At 60.3% G+C, this 15323-nt stretch carries 13 protein-coding genes; 7 read left to right on the forward strand and 6 right to left on the reverse strand.

Annotation, left to right across the window (positions count from 1 at the left end; all coding sequences use genetic code 11):
* Positions 1–9: 9 nt before the first annotated feature.
* On the forward strand, positions 10–933 hold the full coding sequence (locus tag AC6I8V_RS20935; protein ID WP_497846395.1) for a dihydrodipicolinate synthase family protein: 924 nt from the start codon (positions 10–12) through the stop codon (positions 931–933).
* Here AC6I8V_RS20935 and AC6I8V_RS20940 read toward each other — a convergent pair.
* The gene (locus tag AC6I8V_RS20940; protein WP_497846396.1) at positions 917–1993 is read right to left on the reverse strand and encodes a glutamine amidotransferase-related protein; all 1077 of its coding nucleotides are present in this window, start codon (positions 1991–1993) and stop codon (positions 917–919) included. The genes AC6I8V_RS20935 and AC6I8V_RS20940 overlap by 17 nt on opposite strands.
* Positions 1994–2061: 68 nt before the next feature.
* Between AC6I8V_RS20940 and AC6I8V_RS20945 the strand changes: the two genes are divergently transcribed.
* Entirely contained in the window at positions 2062–3270 is a 1209-nt protein-coding gene (locus AC6I8V_RS20945) for a pyridoxal phosphate-dependent aminotransferase (RefSeq protein WP_497846397.1), read from the forward strand.
* A 593-nt stretch (positions 3271–3863) separates the two neighbouring features.
* Here the strand turns inward: AC6I8V_RS20945 and AC6I8V_RS20950 are convergent.
* The gene (locus AC6I8V_RS20950) at positions 3864–4784 is read right to left on the reverse strand and encodes a LysR family transcriptional regulator (RefSeq protein ID WP_497846398.1); all 921 of its coding nucleotides are present in this window, start codon (positions 4782–4784) and stop codon (positions 3864–3866) included.
* 114 nt (positions 4785–4898) lie between these two features.
* Here AC6I8V_RS20950 and AC6I8V_RS20955 point away from each other — a divergent pair, with 114 nt between their 5' ends.
* From AC6I8V_RS20955 to fdhA, 4 genes are all read left to right on the forward strand, one after another.
* The gene (locus tag AC6I8V_RS20955; protein WP_497846399.1) at positions 4899–6434 is read left to right on the forward strand and encodes an MFS transporter; all 1536 of its coding nucleotides are present in this window, start codon (positions 4899–4901) and stop codon (positions 6432–6434) included.
* A complete protein-coding gene (locus AC6I8V_RS20960) occupies positions 6431–7480 on the forward strand; it encodes an HlyD family secretion protein (RefSeq protein WP_497846400.1) in 1050 nt (349 codons plus the stop codon). Before AC6I8V_RS20955 ends, AC6I8V_RS20960 begins: the two co-directional genes overlap by 4 nt.
* Positions 7477–8889, forward strand: coding sequence for an efflux transporter outer membrane subunit (locus AC6I8V_RS20965; RefSeq protein ID WP_497846401.1), 1413 nt, complete (start codon positions 7477–7479; stop codon positions 8887–8889). The genes AC6I8V_RS20960 and AC6I8V_RS20965 overlap by 4 nt, the downstream gene beginning before the upstream one ends.
* 245 nt (positions 8890–9134) lie before the next feature.
* On the forward strand, positions 9135–10334 hold the full coding sequence (fdhA, locus tag AC6I8V_RS20970; RefSeq protein ID WP_497846402.1) for a formaldehyde dehydrogenase, glutathione-independent: 1200 nt from the start codon (positions 9135–9137) through the stop codon (positions 10332–10334).
* A gap of 121 nt (positions 10335–10455) precedes the next feature.
* On the opposite strand, the gene AC6I8V_RS20975 is transcribed toward fdhA, so the two are convergent.
* Entirely contained in the window at positions 10456–11292 is an 837-nt protein-coding gene (locus tag AC6I8V_RS20975) for an oxidoreductase (protein WP_497846403.1), read from the reverse strand.
* 111 nt (positions 11293–11403) lie between these two features.
* Here AC6I8V_RS20975 and AC6I8V_RS20980 point away from each other — a divergent pair, with 111 nt between their 5' ends.
* Entirely contained in the window at positions 11404–12339 is a 936-nt protein-coding gene (locus tag AC6I8V_RS20980) for an AraC family transcriptional regulator (RefSeq protein WP_497846404.1), read from the forward strand.
* A 16-nt stretch (positions 12340–12355) separates the two neighbouring features.
* Here the strand turns inward: AC6I8V_RS20980 and AC6I8V_RS20985 are convergent, their stop codons facing one another.
* The 3 genes from AC6I8V_RS20985 to AC6I8V_RS20995 are packed head-to-tail and all read right to left on the reverse strand — an operon-like array spanning position 12356 to position 15323.
* Positions 12356–13477, reverse strand: coding sequence for a M20 family metallopeptidase (locus AC6I8V_RS20985; RefSeq protein WP_497846405.1), 1122 nt, complete (start codon positions 13475–13477; stop codon positions 12356–12358).
* On the reverse strand, positions 13474–14232 hold the full coding sequence (locus AC6I8V_RS20990) for a glutamine amidotransferase (RefSeq protein ID WP_497846406.1): 759 nt from the start codon (positions 14230–14232) through the stop codon (positions 13474–13476). Before AC6I8V_RS20990 ends, AC6I8V_RS20985 begins: the two co-directional genes overlap by 4 nt.
* An 11-nt stretch (positions 14233–14243) precedes the next feature.
* Positions 14244–15323, reverse strand: a complete 1080-nt coding sequence (locus AC6I8V_RS20995; protein WP_497846407.1) for a phosphotriesterase family protein — start codon at positions 15321–15323, stop codon at positions 14244–14246.

Consider the following 15323-nt stretch of genomic DNA (forward strand, 5'->3'; position numbering starts at 1 on the left):
GGAATTCTCATGAAAGACATTAACGAATGCCGTGAACGCCTGCGTGGCATTTTCAACATCACCGTCACGCCGTTTGATGCGGCTGGCGAGATCGATTTCGCCGCACTGCGCAGCAATATCGAGCGCGTAATTGGCCTCGGTTATGACGGCATCCTGATTGGCGGCACCTACGGCGAGTTTCCGGTGATGTCGCTGGCCGAGCGCCGCGAACTGTTCCATCAGGTCATGGACTGCGTGCAGGATCGCATCCCGGTGATGTTGTGCAGCGCCAGCGCCGATCCGCGTGATGCCCGCGAACTGACCATCCTGGCGGGCGAGCTTGGCGGGCTGCCGATGGTGACGGCGCCGTACGTCAGTGAAATTACCGACGGCCAAATCCTGGCCTATTTCAAAGAGATGGCACCGTTATCCCGCACCGGCATTCTGGTGTACAACGCGCCGGGCATTGGTATCACCCTGTCGCCTGCGCTGCTGGAGCAACTGGCAGATGTGGCTGGCGTGGTGGGGATTAAGCAGGGCGATCTCAACCCAACGGCTATCGACCAGATCGCCAACCGTCTGCGTGGCCGCCTGCGCCTGTTCTGCGCCTCGGATCTGGCGTTCTTAGGCCCGATGATGGCGGGATTTGATGGCATCAGCACCACCAACAGCGGCGCACTGCCGGAGCTGGTGTTAGCCACCTTCCGCGCCGTGGAGCGCGGTGATGCGGCAACCGCGCGTGATTTACATCAGCTGTGGTATGACTACCGCGCGCTGGCGCGTCAACACGGCCAGCCGCAGCTGGTGAAAGCGGCGATGGCGCTGCGCGGCTTTAACGGCGGCACCGTGCGGGCGCCCTTGCTGCCCATCTCCGCTGACGCCCGTACAGCGCTGACCCGCGTGATGCAACAGCTGGCCAGCGATGCGCGCACCGGCGTTACCCTCGCTGGGTAAGCGCCGCCAGTAAAAAGACGCTGAACAGCGGATGCGGGGCATCCGGGCGGGACGCCAGTTCCGGATGCCCCTGCACGCCGTACCAGAACGGATGGTCCGGCAGCGTAATGGCTTCAACGATATCGTCAGTCTGGCTGGTTATCTCAACGCCGCTGGCTATCAGCTGCGGCAGCAGCTGTGGGTTGAACCGGTAGCGATGGTTGTAATGCATCTCACCGTCGAGAAAAGGCAGCACGCCGCAGCGGTGACGGCCATCAGCAAAGGCGACAAAGCTGTGCAGCGCGGCATCAGGGGCGACTTCCGCCAGAATGGCCTGCGCAAAACCTGGCTGCTGACGCACGGCAGCGGTGGCCATGCTCTGCATCCCCAGACACAGGCCAAGGGTGGGCAACTGGCGGGTAAGAGTGGCTTGCGCCACGCGGATCTGCCCACGTACTGCCGCCATTGAGGAGCCACCCGGCAGCACCACGCCGTGCAGATCATCCAGCTCGTGCAGTCTATCGCCGAGGCTGGCGGGGGGCAGAAAGCGGATTTCCGCTGCCAGCGCCAGCGTGCTGGCCGCATCGCCCAGCGCCGCCAGCGTGGCGGGATAGGCCTCGCGATGATCGGCTTCGCGGCCAATCAGGCCAATGCGCAGCGGGGTTGCTGCTCCGGCGGAGGAAGTGCTGAGCCAGCGACCGTAGCGGTCGGCATGGAGCGTCAGCTGCGTTTGTGTGTCATCGCGCAGTGTGAGGGTTTGACCGCCATCGTGGCTGTAAAGGCGCACACCGGGCCGATCGGCGATTTGTCCGGCCTGGTCGGCGGACAGCACGATTACCGCGCTGGCGACGGGTAATTGCGCCACTTCGCGTACTTCCTGTTGCAGCGTATCGCTGCCGTACAGGCCGCTGGTGACGCAGTAACCGGCAGCAATCACATGCTGGTGGCTATCGGGGACATCGCCGCTGAAGTGGGGGCGCAGGCTCCAGAGCGGCAACCCGCGCTGATTAGCATAGTGGCTGGCGGTGACACCGTAACGGGCCGGTACGGGTGAATCATCAAGAATGAATATGAGTGACACGGCGAAGTTCCTGCTGATGTTGGGTGAATAATTGTATTAGTTGAATCATCAGATACAAAAGAGGATTTATGAATAACAGTCAAACGGCCCGGCGTATGCAGCGGGTACGACCCTCGCCAACCGCGACCATTTCTGACCAGGTGCGTGAACTGGAGGCCGCAGGCAAAGCAGTGATCAATTTAGGCGAAGGGGAGCTGGATTTCGCCACTCCGGCATCGATCAGCTACGCCGGGATCGAGGCGATTGTGCAGCAGCAGACCAAATACACCGCCGTGGCGGGGACGGCGGCGCTGAAAGCGGCGATTGCCGGGAAATTTGCTCGTGATAATCAGTTGCAGTTTGCGCCGGACGAAATCATTGCCGGCAGCGGTGCCAAGCAGCTGATTTTTAACGCGCTGCTGGCGACGGTGGATGTTGGTCAGCAGGTGATCATTCCGGCGCCTTACTGGGTTTCCTATCCCGATATGGTGACGCTGGCGGAAGGCGAGCCGGTGATTGTGCCTTGCGATGAACAACATGGCTGGAAGCTGCAACCGGCACAGCTGGCCGCCGCGCTGACCGCGGATACCCGCTGGGTGATCCTTAATTCGCCGGGCAACCCGACCGGGGCGATTTACAGCGCGCAGGAGCTGCGCGCGCTGGCGGATGTGCTGTCCGATCATCCGCAGGTACTGATCATGGCTGACGATATCTATGAACCGCTGCGTTATGACCAGACGCCCTTTGCCACCTTTGCTGAGGTCGCGCCGCAGCTGGCGCATCGCACGCTGACGATCAACGGCGTATCGAAAAGCCATGCGATGACCGGCTGGCGACTTGGTTACGCGGCGGGTCCGCGCTGGCTGATTGCCGCCATGCAGGTGCTGCAATCGCAAAGCACCTCTAACGCCAGCAGCATTGCCCAGGCGGCGGCGGTGGCAGCGCTGAATCAACCGGCAGATTTTCTGCCTGGCTGGCTGGAAAAACTGGATCAGCGCCGTAAGCAGGTTCTGGCGATGATTGGCGCGGTGGACGGCCTGAGCGCCAGCGCACCGCAGGGCGCGTTTTATGTGTTTGCCAATTGCCAGGGATTGATTGGACGCCGCACGCCCGCGGGAGAAACCCTCGCCGACGACAAGGCGCTGGCCTCCTGGTTGCTGGCCGAGGCGCAGGTGGCGGTGCTGCACGGGTCGGCATTTGGCACGCCGGGGTATCTGCGTATTGCCTACGCCGTGGACGATGCGCTGCTGACAAACGCCTGCGCGCGCCTGACAGCAGCCTGCGCCCAATTGCGCTAACCACCCGGTGCGCATCAATGCGCACCCTACGCTGTAGGGTCGGCATTATGCCGACCTGGGAATGTGCCGCGTGGGCTATGGTCGATGCTCAATCGCGCCGACCGCCCAGGTGCGCATTAATGCGCACCCTACGCTGTAGGGTCGGCATTAATGCCGACCTGGGAATGCCCGCACGGGCTGTGGCTGATGCATCGGGGCTGCCTGTATTCGTAGCGGCGCGATTTATCGCGCTGTGTTGATTTTAATAATCCGGCGATAAGGTGGTCCTGCGCGGCAATGCGCGATAAATCGCGCCGCTACGGTCTGTGCCGGGGGCAGGAAAATGCCCCCGCGGCCACCCGGTGCGCATCAATGCGCACCCTACGCTGTAGGGTCGGCATTTATGCCGACCTGGGAATGTTCCGCGCGGGCTATGACCGATGCATCGGGGCTATCCGTATTCGTAGCGGCGCGATTTATCGCGCTGTGTTGATTTTAATGATCCGGCGACACGGTGGTCCGGTGCGGCAATGCGCGATAAATCGCGCCGCTACGGTCTGTGCCGGGGGCAGGAAAATGTCCCCGCGGCCACCCGGTGCGCATCAATGCGCACCCTACGCTGTAGGGTCGGCATTTATGCCGACCTGAAAATGCCCCTTAATGGTCTCCCGCAGCCAGCGGTGCTCGGGATCGCGATCAAAACGCGGGTGCCACGCCTGCACCACGTTCACCGGTTCCAGCGGGAAGGGCATCGGCAACACCGCCAGCGGCAACGGCAGTTGTTGCAGGGTGTCGGTGATGTGATGGGGCATCGGCAGCACGAAATCGCTGCCGGGCAGCAGGAACAGCGCCGAATGAAATCCCGGTAAGGTCAGGGCGATGCGGCGCTGAAGCCCCAGCTGCTGCAACGCGCTATCAATCGGGCCTTCCGCCCGACCGCGTCGCGAGATGCTGATATGGGGAAAGTTCACCAGAGTCTGCGGCGTCAGGGCTTCACACAGCGGATGCCCCTGCCGTACCAGCAGTTGAAAATGGCTGGAAAACAGCCGCTGGGCTTTGATCTCGTTATGCCACGCGCGCGACGCGCCAATACTTAAATCAACCCGCCCGGTGCGCAGCGCATCGTCATCCTCTTCACTTTCCGGCACCAGCGTAAAACGACTATGCGGCGCGGCCCGTTGCAGCTGTTCCAGCAACCCGCCCGCCAGCGCAGCGGTGAAGATGTCATTGGCGCGCAACACGAAGCGGCGCGTCATGCTGGCTGGCGTGAAAGGGAGCGCGCTGCGATTCAGCTGGGCCACGCGAGACATGATCTCGTCGAGCTGGCTTTTCAGCGCCAGCGCATACGGTGTCGGCACCAGATTGCGACCCGCACGCACCATGATCGGATCATCAAATTGCTCGCGAATGCGGGTCAGGATACGACTGGCGGCGGGTGTACTCAGGTTAAGCCGCTTTGCGGCACCCTGCACGCTACCCTCATCCAGCAATATCTTCAGTGCGTACAACAGATTGAGATCAAGGGGTTGTGGCATAACAGATTCCCGGATTGCGTCTGGCGCAACTATCAGATTACAGAATTTCAATTTTCACAACATTATCCTTTTTTCATACTCCTGTCAGACATTTATCAACAACAGGAGTGAGTTATGACAGAGATGGCCATCACGCCAGCAACGCCGGGCCTGCGCGCATCGGCCGGACAGGTAACCGGGCGCACCTGGCTGGCGTTGTCTGGCATTATCCTTGCGGTGATGGCGAGCGGGATTGGCGAAAACGTCAGCAAAATCGCGCTGACGGATATTCAGGGCGGAATGGTGTTATCCGCCGATGATGCCAGCTGGCTGGTTGCCAGTTACATCACCGGCTTTGTGATCGGTTCCGGTTTCACCCCCTCTTTTTGGCCGACCTTTTCCCTGCGTTATGTGGCGATTTTTATGTGCAGCCTGTACATCCTGGGCGGCGTGGCGACGCCTGTGGTCAGCGGCAACCCGCTGCTACTGCTGCTGGCGCGTGCGTTGCAGGGCGTTGCCGGTGGCGCGATGCCGCCGATGCTGATGACTATCGTGCTGCGTTTTATGCCGCCACGTCTCAAAGTGCCAGCCCTGGGGGCTTATGGGCTGGTATCTGCCTGGAGCGCCTCAATGGGGGCGACCTTCGCCTCCTTCGCCTTCCGCCTCGGCTGGCAGGATTATTTCTTCTGGAATGTACCGGTAATGGTGCTGGCGCTGGTGTGCCTGGCGCATGGGTTGCCGCAGGACCCGTTCAAACTGGAACGCCTGAAGCAGTTTGACCGCCGGGGTGCGCTGCTGGGGCCGATCGCGCTGGCTATGCTGACGGTGGGGCTGTATCAGGGGGAGCGTTTTGACTGGTTCAACTCGCCGCTGATCAGCGGGCTGTTAGCGGGCGGAACGCTGCTGCTGGGGCTGTTTCTGCTGAACGAAAAATCGCAGCCGATTCCGTTTTTTAATCTGCAACTACTGAAAAACCGCAATCTGTCGTTCTCCCTGATCACCCTGTGCGGCGTGCTGATGCTGATGGTGGCACTGGTGAGCGTGCCGTCAGCCTATCTCGCGGCAGTTCAGGGATTGCGCCAGGAACAACTATCCGACCTGTTCCTGTGGGTGGCGCTGCCGCAGCTGATTGTTCTGCCCGTCGTGGCGCTGCTGTGTAACCAGCGTTGGGTGGATGTGCGCTGGGTACTCGCCGCCAGCCTGGCGCTGATGGCGCTGGCCGCGTGGCTGGCGAGCCATCTGGACGCCAGCTGGGTCGGCACGCAATTCCACATCTGCGAATTACTCCAGGCGCTGGCGCAGCCGATGGCGATTCTGCCGCTGCTGATATTAGCCACCAATGGCCTCGCGCCGACGCAAGGGCCATTTGCTGCGGCGTGGTTTAACGCGGTGAAAGGCTTTGCCGCCACCGTGGCAGGCGGAACGGTGGCGTTACTCAGCCGCCAGCGCAGCGATTTTCACTACAGCGTGTTGAGCGACCAACTGGCAAATCAGGGCCATAGCCTTGATGCGCATCTGCTGATGACGCAAAGCAAAGTGATGGCGTCGGCGGATCTGTTTCTGATTGTCGCCGTGACTGCCGCCGTTTTGATGATTTTGATCCCCGTGATGCCGGGTCGTGTGTTTGCGCCGGGCATTGCCATCCCATTAGAAAACAAGGAAAAAGTATGACTTTGCAACACATTTTCGGCTCAGGGAAGCGCTATATCATTGTGCCGCTGTCAATCGTGGCGGTGCTGTGTCTCGCGGGCATGGCATTAAGCGATCCACATCAGGAAAAGACCGATGATGCCTATGTACGGGCAGATATCTCGCTGATCTCGCCGCAGGTAGCGGGGGTGATCAGCCGGGTGCTGGTGGCGGATAACCAGCCGGTGAAAGCGGGCCAGCTGCTGGCGTTAATTGACGATCGTGAATTCCGCGCCACCGCCGAACGCGCGCAGGCGGAAGTCGCCTCGGCGCAGGCCCAGCTCAGCGACGCGCGCGCCAGCCTGGCGCTGCAACAGGATTTGATCGCCATCGCTCAGGCAAAACAGGATGCGGCACAGGCAAACCTGACCTTTGCGCTGAAGGAACACCACCGTTACCAGCAGATGGCGCAGGCTGGCGCCGGAACCTTACAGGATTCGCAGCAGGCCGATACCCGTGTGCAGTCGCAGCAGGCGGCGCTGGCGGAGAGCCGCGCCGGGTTACACGCGGCGCAGAACCAGCAGCAGGTGTTGCAGGCGCGGGTAGACAATGCCGACTCGGCGTTAAAAGCGGCGCAGGCGCGGGCATCGCTGGCACAGCTTAATCTGTCATGGACGCATATCAACGCGCCTTTCGCCGGGGTGATTGGTCGCCGCACGCTGCGTCAGGGGGCGTATGTCACGCCCGGCGACAGTTTGCTGGCGCTGGTGCCGACGCGGCAGAGTTATATCGTGGCGAATTTCCTCGAAAACCAGGTGGGAGCGATGCAGCCGGGACAGGCGGTGAAAGTCACGCTGGATAATCAACCGGGTAAAACCTTCAGCGGCAAAGTGGACAGCATAGCCCCGGCTTCCGGGGCCAGCTTTAGCGCGGTTGCGGCAGAGAATGCCACCGGCAACTTCACCAAAATCAGCCAGCGTATTCCGGTCAAAATCGCCTTTACGCCTGACGTGGCCGCTCAGGCGCTGATCCCCGGCGTCTCTGCCGTGGTCAGCGTCGATACCGCCTCGATGGGAGTCGCGCCATGACCAGAATGCGCCTCATTACCCTGCTGGCGACCCTGGCGCTCAGTGGTTGCATGACGGTAGGGCCGGATTTTGTTAAACCCCACACCGCGCTGCCGCCGCGCTGGGCCAGTGACCAGCCCCGGCAAACCTCATCCGGCGCAGACGACTGGTGGCGGCAGTTTCACGATCCGCTACTGACCAAACTGGAACAGCAACTGATGCGTAACAGTCTCGATTTGCAGCAGGCGGAACAGCGCGTGCTGCAAACTCAGGCGCAGCTGGGCATGGCGGATGCGCAGCGCTGGCCCACGCTTACTGCTGGCGGTGGTTATCAGCGTCAGCGCTCGACCGAGGCGGGCAGTATGGACCCGTCGGGCAATGGCGGTCGCGCCGATTACAACCACTGGACGGGTGGGTTTAGCAGCAGCTGGGAACCGGATTTCTGGGGACGCGTGCGGCGCAGCCATGAAGCGGCAGAGGCGCAGCTGGCGGTAAGCGACGAGCAGCGCCATGCGTTGCAGGTGTCGCTGGGTGCGGAGCTGGCCGTGCATTACGTCAACTACCGTGCTGCACAGGCGCTGCATCAGGCCACCGGCGAGAATATCGCGGCGGCGACGCGCAGCCTGCAACTGACCCAGCTGCGGCATCAGTTTGGTGCCGCCACCTTGCTGGATGTCGATCAGGCGCAGACGCAGCTGGACGGACTAAAAGCGCAGTTGCCGCTGCTGGATGACCAATTGCACCAGCAAAAAAATGCTCTGACGTTGCTGCTGGGTCTTTCACCCGGTGCGCTGGATACGCAGTTGCAGGCCGGGAGGCCGCTGCCGATGATTCAGGGGGCGATTCCGCTGGATCTGCCCTCCAGCCTGGCGCAGCGGCGACCGGATATCCGTCAGGCGGAAGCCAGCCTGCACGCGGCCACCGCCGCGATTGGGGTGGCGGAAGCGGACTACTATCCGCGCATTACGCTTAGCGGCGATATCGGTTACGAAGCGCTGCAACTGGCGAATATGGGGAGTTGGGCCACGCATACTTTTGCCATTGGACCGGCTATCTCGCTGCCGATTTTTGCTGGCGGACGCATCAAAAATCAGGTGCGTTTTGCCGAACATCGTCAGCAGGAGAGCGCGCTGGCTTATCAGCAGGTGGTGCTGCGTGCCTGGCATGAAATAAACGATGCGTTGAGCAGCCTGCGCCAGCAGCAGCAGCGCGAGCAGATCCTGCGGGCTACCGTTACCACTGGCGAACATGCGCATCAGCTGGCGCAGACCCAGTATCAGTCCGGTGCCGCAAGTTTTATCAACGTGCTTTCCACCCAACAGGAGCTACTGACGTTGCAGGAATCGCAAATCGCAGCGCAGCAGGCGAGTTCGCTGGCCGCCATCGCGTTGTATCGCGCGCTGGGGGGTGGCTGGCAGTCGGAGATTTAACCCGCGAATATATTGGCGTGCCTGTTTCACGCGCGCCAATATAATCTATGTCCATGGCGGTAATATTCACAAGCTGAACCATTTCCCATTTAATTGTGATGCTTTGCACACATCACAAACAATAACCACATAATCCATCGCCGCGTGCTGAAGAGTTATTAAGCTTAGAGGCGCAGAGCAGGTCTTAATGCTCAACTGCGACATTCACGACTTAATAACCAGCCAATTATCTGAAAGGTGCTCACATGTCTGAAAACCGCGGAGTGGTATACATAGGTAAAGGTAAAGTTGAAGTCCAGTCAATTGATTATCCAAAAATGCAGGACCCCAGGGGCAAGAAAATTGAACACGGTGTGATCCTCAAAGTGCTTTCCACCAATATCTGTGGTTCCGATCAACATATGGTGCGCGGACGAACCACGGCGCAGGAAGGGTTGGTGCTGGGGCATGAAATCACCGGTGAAGTGATTGAAAAGGGGCGCGACGTCGAGAAATTTGCCATCGGCGACGTGGTGTCAGTACCGTTCAACGTGGCCTGCGGGCGCTGTCGCTCCTGTAAAGAACAGCACACCGGCGTCTGTCTGAGCGTCAACCCGGCGCGTGCCGGTGGGGCTTACGGTTATGTCGATATGGGCGACTGGGTCGGCGGCCAGGCGGAATACGTGCTGGTTCCCTATGCTGATTTCAATCTGCTGAAGCTGCCCGATCGTGAGCAGGCACTGGAGAAAATCAAAGACTTAACCTGTTTGTCCGATATTTTGCCTACCGGTTTCCACGGCGCGGTGACCGCCGGTGTCGGGCCGGGCAGCACCGTCTATGTCGCCGGAGCCGGACCGGTGGGGATGGCTGCCGCCGCCTCGGCGCGCCTGCTGGGTGCCGCCGTGGTGATTGTCGGGGATATGAATCCTGCGCGTATCCAACATGCGCAGCAGCAGGGGTTTGAAGTGGTTGATTTAAGTAAAGATACCCCACTGCATGAACAGATTGCCGATATTCTCGGCGAGCCTGAGGTGGATTGTGCCATTGATGCGGTGGGCTTTGAAGCCAGAGGCCACGGCCATGAAGGCGCACAACATGAAGCCCCGGCAACGGTGCTGAATGCCCTGATGCAGATTACCCGCGTTGCCGGGAAAATTGGTATCCCCGGCCTGTACGTCACCGAAGATCCCGGCGCTGTCGATCAGGCGGCTAAAATGGGCAGTCTGAGCATTCGTCTGGGACTGGGATGGGCGAAATCACATGCCTTCCACACCGGGCAGGCGCCGGTGATGAAATATAATCGTCAGCTGATGCAGGCGATTCTCTGGGACAGAATTCCGATTGCTAAAATTGTTGGCGTTGAGGTTATCTCTCTGGAAGATGCGCCGCGTGGTTACAGTGAATTTGATTCTGGTGCGCCGAAGAAATTTGTTATTGATCCGCATTTCTCCTTCTCCGGGAAATAATCACTAAGCCGGTTATTTCCGCTTCCGTTTAACAGATATTCTTTAAATAAACTGCGCCAGCTTTAAATAGAGGCTGGCGCATATTTATCCTTTGCGGGAAATAAGCCAGACGGTTATTTCGTTAGTTGCCATCCGTTGAGCGTGTCAGCGTTTCCCAATGGTCGATCTCATTATTAAACGCAGTCAGCTTAGTACGTACCAGCTCAAGGGCGTCGCTGCCCAGCAGCAGATGGGCTGGTGGGTTATCGCTGCCGATAATCGTCAGCATGGCGCGCGCGGCTTTCTGCGGATCGCCCAGCTGCTGGCCGCTTTTGGCTTCACGCGCCGCACGAATCGGATCAAACAGCGCATCATAATCGGCAATGGCGCGCGGCGTGCGCACCATCGAACGACCCGCCCAGTCGGTGCGGAACGAGCCTGGGGCAACGGCGGTGACAAACAGGCCAAACGGCTGCACTTCTTTACCCAGCGCCTCCGAAATTCCCTCCAGCGCAAACTTGCTGCCGCAGTAATAGGTGATCCCCGGCATGGTGATAAATCCGCCCATTGAGGTGATGTTAAGGATATGGCCACGGCGACGCTGACGCATAAACGGCAGCACCGCCTTGATCATCGCCACCGCGCCAAACACGTTGACATCAAACTGACGACGCATCTCTTCCAGCGGCGACTCCTCCATCACCCCTTCATGGCCGTACCCGGCGTTGTTGACCAGCACATCAATCGGTCCGTGGGTCGCTTCAAGGTGGGCGATGGTGCTGTCGATGGCGGCGAAATCGGTAACATCCAGCAGACAGGCGTGAGCGCGATCGGGGTGCAGCGCGGTAAAGGCCTGTTGTGCCGCGTGGTTACGCACGGTGCCGATTACCCGGTGGCCTTCACTCAGCGCCTGCTGTGCCAGCGCACGACCAAAGCCGCTGCTGACGCCGGTGATCAAAAGCGTTTTGCATGATGACATAAAAGATAACTCCCGGTCTTAAAGTGAACATGCATAATATTCTTCTGACGGGCTTGTATTGAGACCCTTTCTTCTGTTTTTATTGCCTGATCTTATGAGTGGATGATTTTTATGCGAGAACAGCTGCAATCGCGGATGGTGGCACTGCTACAGGCGCTGGCGCCGCAGGAAGGCTATAACCTGACATCGCTGGCGTCGGTACGCATCCTGCGTTCCGATCGTCCGTTGTCGCGCACCCCGGTTCTCTACGATCCGGGGATCGTGATTGTCTGCCAGGGGTGTAAGCGCGGCTATTTCGGCGATCAGGTTTATGTCTATGACGAGCAGCAGTATCTGGCGGTATCGGTGCCGGTGCCGTTTGTGATGGAAACCGAGGCTTCAGCAGAACGGCCACTGCTCGCCATTTATATGCATCTGGATTTCAGCCTCGCGGCGGAGCTGATGCTGCAACTCGACCAGCTGGGCAAGACAGAAGCCGTTCCGGCTCCGCAAAGCATGATGTCGAGTCCGATGGATCAGGCGATGAAGGTTTCGGTGCTGCGTTTTCTGGAAGCGATGAACCAGCCGCGTGACGCGGCGATCCTCGGTCCGGCATTGATGCGTGAGCTGTATTATCGCGTGCTGACCGGCGCGCAGGGCAGCGTGATGCGGTCCGCCTTAACCCAGCAGGGACAGTTTGGCAAAATCAGCAAAGCGTTGCGCCAGATCCACGCCATCTATGCGCAGCCGCTGACGCTGACGCAGCTGGCGGCGGAAGCGGGGATGAGCGTGCCGACGTTTCACACTCATTTTCGCGCCATCACCGGGCAGGCGCCGATGCAGTATGTGAAGTCGGTTCGGCTGCATCAGGCGCGGATGCTGATGGTCCGGCAGCAGATCACCGCCGCTGCCGCCAGCCACGCGGTGGGCTACGAAAGCCCGTCGCAGTTTAACCGCGAGTTTAAACGCCTGTTTGGTCTGCCTCCGGCGGAAGAGAGCCGCCGAATGCAGCAGCATTTTGCCGTGCCGCCTGAGCATCAGGACGCGTTGTTTATCTCTTCACATTAGCCGCGTGATGAATGGATTACGCCTTTTCCGTCATCCATTCCTGAATAATTTCCCCGTACAGGCCCTCCGCTTCCTCCAGCCGGGACAGCAGACAATATTCATCGGTCTGATGCGCCATAGTCGGTTCGCCTGGCCCGAGGATCACGCAGGGCGGTGCGCCAAGCGCGGGCAGCAGCAACGAAGCATCGGTGAAGTAGGGCACGATACGTGGCGTCAGCGGTTCAGGGTGCAGCGGCTGGCAGAGCTGGAAAATCTGCTGCATCCAGCGATGTTCGGCCGCGCTCAGTACCGCAGGCAGATCCACCAGGGTGGTGACGAACACGCTTTCTCCCAGCGTGGTGCCGAGGCGCTGGCGGATTTCTCCATGTTGCAGATTCGGCGCGGTACGAATATCCACATCAAAACTGGCGCGATCCGGCACCGAATTGATGTTCAGGCCGCCCTGAATCCGCCCGACGTTGAGCGTCGGCTGCTTCATTAACGGATGTGGCGCGCCCGGTGAGAAGTGCTGAATTTTGCCCAGCGCTGTCGCCGCCAGATAGATGGCGTTGATACCCAGATGCGGCATCGCGCCGTGCGCGGTTTTGCCGCGGGTTTCACAACGCAGCCACAGCGCGCCTTTATGGCCGATCACCGGATAATTGGCGGTTGGCTCGCCCACAATCAGCGCGCCTGGCGTCGGCAGAGGCTGGCTGTCGATCAGCGCCCGCGCGCCGTCGCAGCCGGTCTCTTCACCGCCGGTGAGATACAGCACCACGCCGCTGCCTGCGGCGATCGCCGGTTTATGACGCTGGCAGGCGACGATAAAGGCGGCAATCGCCGCTTTCATATCACTGCTGCCCCGGCCATAGATCCGGTCATCTGTGACATCCGCACCAAAGGCATCGAATTGCCACGCGGCGGCACCCAGCGGCACGGTATCCAGATGGCCGGTAAAGCCGAGCGGCAAACCGCCGCCGCGACCGGGTAACGTGGCAACCAGGTTGACGCGCCTTTCACCGAAGCTGTGCTGCTGTACGTGAAAACCCGCCGCGCTGAGATAATCGGCCAGCCACGCCATGCAGGCGGCTTCATCACCGGGCGGATTGATAGTGTTGAAACGCAGCAACTGCTGCGTCAGGGTCAGCACCTCGCTCATGCCGCTGATCCGGTCAGCCAGTCAAGGCAGTTGATCCACAGCTGGCGATAGCCCGGCCACTGCGCAAACTCCGGCGGCAGCCAGTGCGCCGACATATCGCTGGTCCACACCAGCGTGCGGCCCTGCTGATATTCGCGGACCGCCAGCAGCGGATGGGAAGTGCCCGCCACCGTCGCCAGCAGCTGGCCTTCCGGCTGCATCTCGACTTCGTTGTAGCCCAGCAGCCACGGCATCTCCGCTGGCAGATTTTCCAGCACGGCGTGAGCCTGGGTGGCGGCCAGATAGCAACCTTCAGGGCGTTCCACACGATCATCCCAGGCGAGACAACGGACCGGCAGCGTCCGCTCCACCGCCGTGTTGCGATAGCGCGCACCGCCATTGATCCCCTGGAAACTGTAGTAGCCGCCTATCATCATCAACGCGCCGCCCTCGGCGACATAGTCATGCAGCAGGGTGAGACGGTTGGCGGTGCGCTGGCTTTTCAGCCAGGTATTGGGATGCAGCAGCAGGGTATTGGCACCGATATCGGACAGGATGATCACGTCCCACGCCTGCAAGGCTTCCGCCGTCAGCGGGAACTGTTCGGGCGCTTCGTGCACCGGCATATGGGTGATCTGATAAGCGCTATCCTGCAATGCCGCAAGGAAATCCACCGCGCCGTTGTGCCAGGTGGCGGTGGCGAACTGATCAAAACCTTTGATATGGGTTGCGGTACTGGTCCAGGATTCACCCACCAGCAAAACCTTCTTCGTCATGATTTTCTCCATTACGCGCCAAAGACCCGCTGCGGGTTGGCGATCATCAACGTTTCTAACTGTTCACCACTCAGGCCGTGGCGACGCAGACGCGGTACGAAATTCTTCAGGATATGGCCGTAGCCGTGGCCGCCATAGCGGGTCAGCATGGTTTTCAGGAACACATCCTGCGACAGCAACAGCTGGTTGATGTAGCCATCGTCGATCAGCGCACAGATGGCGCGCGCGTTCTCCTCATCCGACGGGGACTGCGCCTCTTCGTCGGCGTAGTAGTAGCCCATACCGATCATGTCGTATTCGAGCCAGGCCCCGCGATCCGCCAGTTCACGCTGATAACTTTTGTCGGCGTGGCTCGGATTCATATGGCACAACACGGTATGGCGCAGGTCGGCACCTTCCTGTTCGAGAATATCCAGCACCTTATGGCCGAGGCGTTCCCAGCCGGGCAGGTGAACCTCAATCGGCACCCCGGTGGCGGCACTGGCGCGGCCCGCCGCTCGCAGCGACTTCTCTTCATCGGCGGTGAAGCGGCTGGAAACGCCGATCTCGCCAATCAGCCCGGCCAGCACGTCGGGTTTTTCCTGCTGTCCGCCGAGGTCATAAATCAGCTTCTCCGTCAGCTGCTCCACGCTGGTGGTTTTTACCCACTCCGGGTGCGACGGTTGCAGATACAAACCGGTGCCCATGATGATATTCAGGCCGGTGAGTCGCGCGATGCGCTGCAACGCCTTCGGGTCGCGGCCAATGCCGATGTTGGTAGGATCGACCACCGTCTCTCCACCCAGGGCGCGAAACTTCATCAGCTCCTCGATCGCCACATCCACATCGAACAGCTGGCAGTTATCGCGGCTCATCAGCGGATTCAGCGCCAGATCGCCGAGATTTTCGATACGCACCGGCATCTCGGCAATATGGCGTTCGCTACAGCAGCAGGGCGGCACCCATTTGCCGGAGGCATCCAGCAGAATGTGTTCATGCATCAGCGTGACACCCATCTGATCCAGCGGCAGCGGGCCAAGGACCGTCATCACGTAACCACTCTGCACGCCGAGCGGCAGCGGCTCGGGATGACGAAAAATAGAACTTTTCAT

The sequence above is a fragment of the Pantoea sp. X-Soil-TKNS-1207 genome (assembly GCF_059730485.1).

Bases quoted from the DNA above. Each gene is read 5' to 3' on its own strand.
- AC6I8V_RS20990 (WP_497846406.1), bottom strand. From the start codon at position 14,232: ATGACGAAGAAGGTTTTGCTGGTGGGTGAATCCTGGACCAGTACCGCA.
- AC6I8V_RS20980 (WP_497846404.1), top strand. From the start codon at position 11,404: ATGCGAGAACAGCTGCAATCGCGGATGGTGGCACTGCTACAGGCGCTG.
- AC6I8V_RS20975 (WP_497846403.1), bottom strand. From the start codon at position 11,292: ATGTCATCATGCAAAACGCTTTTGATCACCGGCGTCAGCAGCGGCTTT.
- AC6I8V_RS20950 (WP_497846398.1), bottom strand. From the start codon at position 4,784: ATGCCACAACCCCTTGATCTCAATCTGTTGTACGCACTGAAGATATTG.
- AC6I8V_RS20935 (WP_497846395.1), top strand. From the start codon at position 10: ATGAAAGACATTAACGAATGCCGTGAACGCCTGCGTGGCATTTTCAAC.
- AC6I8V_RS20965 (WP_497846401.1), top strand. From the start codon at position 7,477: ATGACCAGAATGCGCCTCATTACCCTGCTGGCGACCCTGGCGCTCAGT.
- fdhA (WP_497846402.1), top strand. From the start codon at position 9,135: ATGTCTGAAAACCGCGGAGTGGTATACATAGGTAAAGGTAAAGTTGAA.
- AC6I8V_RS20985 (WP_497846405.1), bottom strand. From the start codon at position 13,477: ATGAGCGAGGTGCTGACCCTGACGCAGCAGTTGCTGCGTTTCAACACT.
- AC6I8V_RS20960 (WP_497846400.1), top strand. From the start codon at position 6,431: ATGACTTTGCAACACATTTTCGGCTCAGGGAAGCGCTATATCATTGTG.
- AC6I8V_RS20995 (WP_497846407.1), bottom strand. From the start codon at position 15,323: ATGAAAAGTTCTATTTTTCGTCATCCCGAGCCGCTGCCGCTCGGCGTG.
- AC6I8V_RS20955 (WP_497846399.1), top strand. From the start codon at position 4,899: ATGACAGAGATGGCCATCACGCCAGCAACGCCGGGCCTGCGCGCATCG.
- AC6I8V_RS20945 (WP_497846397.1), top strand. From the start codon at position 2,062: ATGAATAACAGTCAAACGGCCCGGCGTATGCAGCGGGTACGACCCTCG.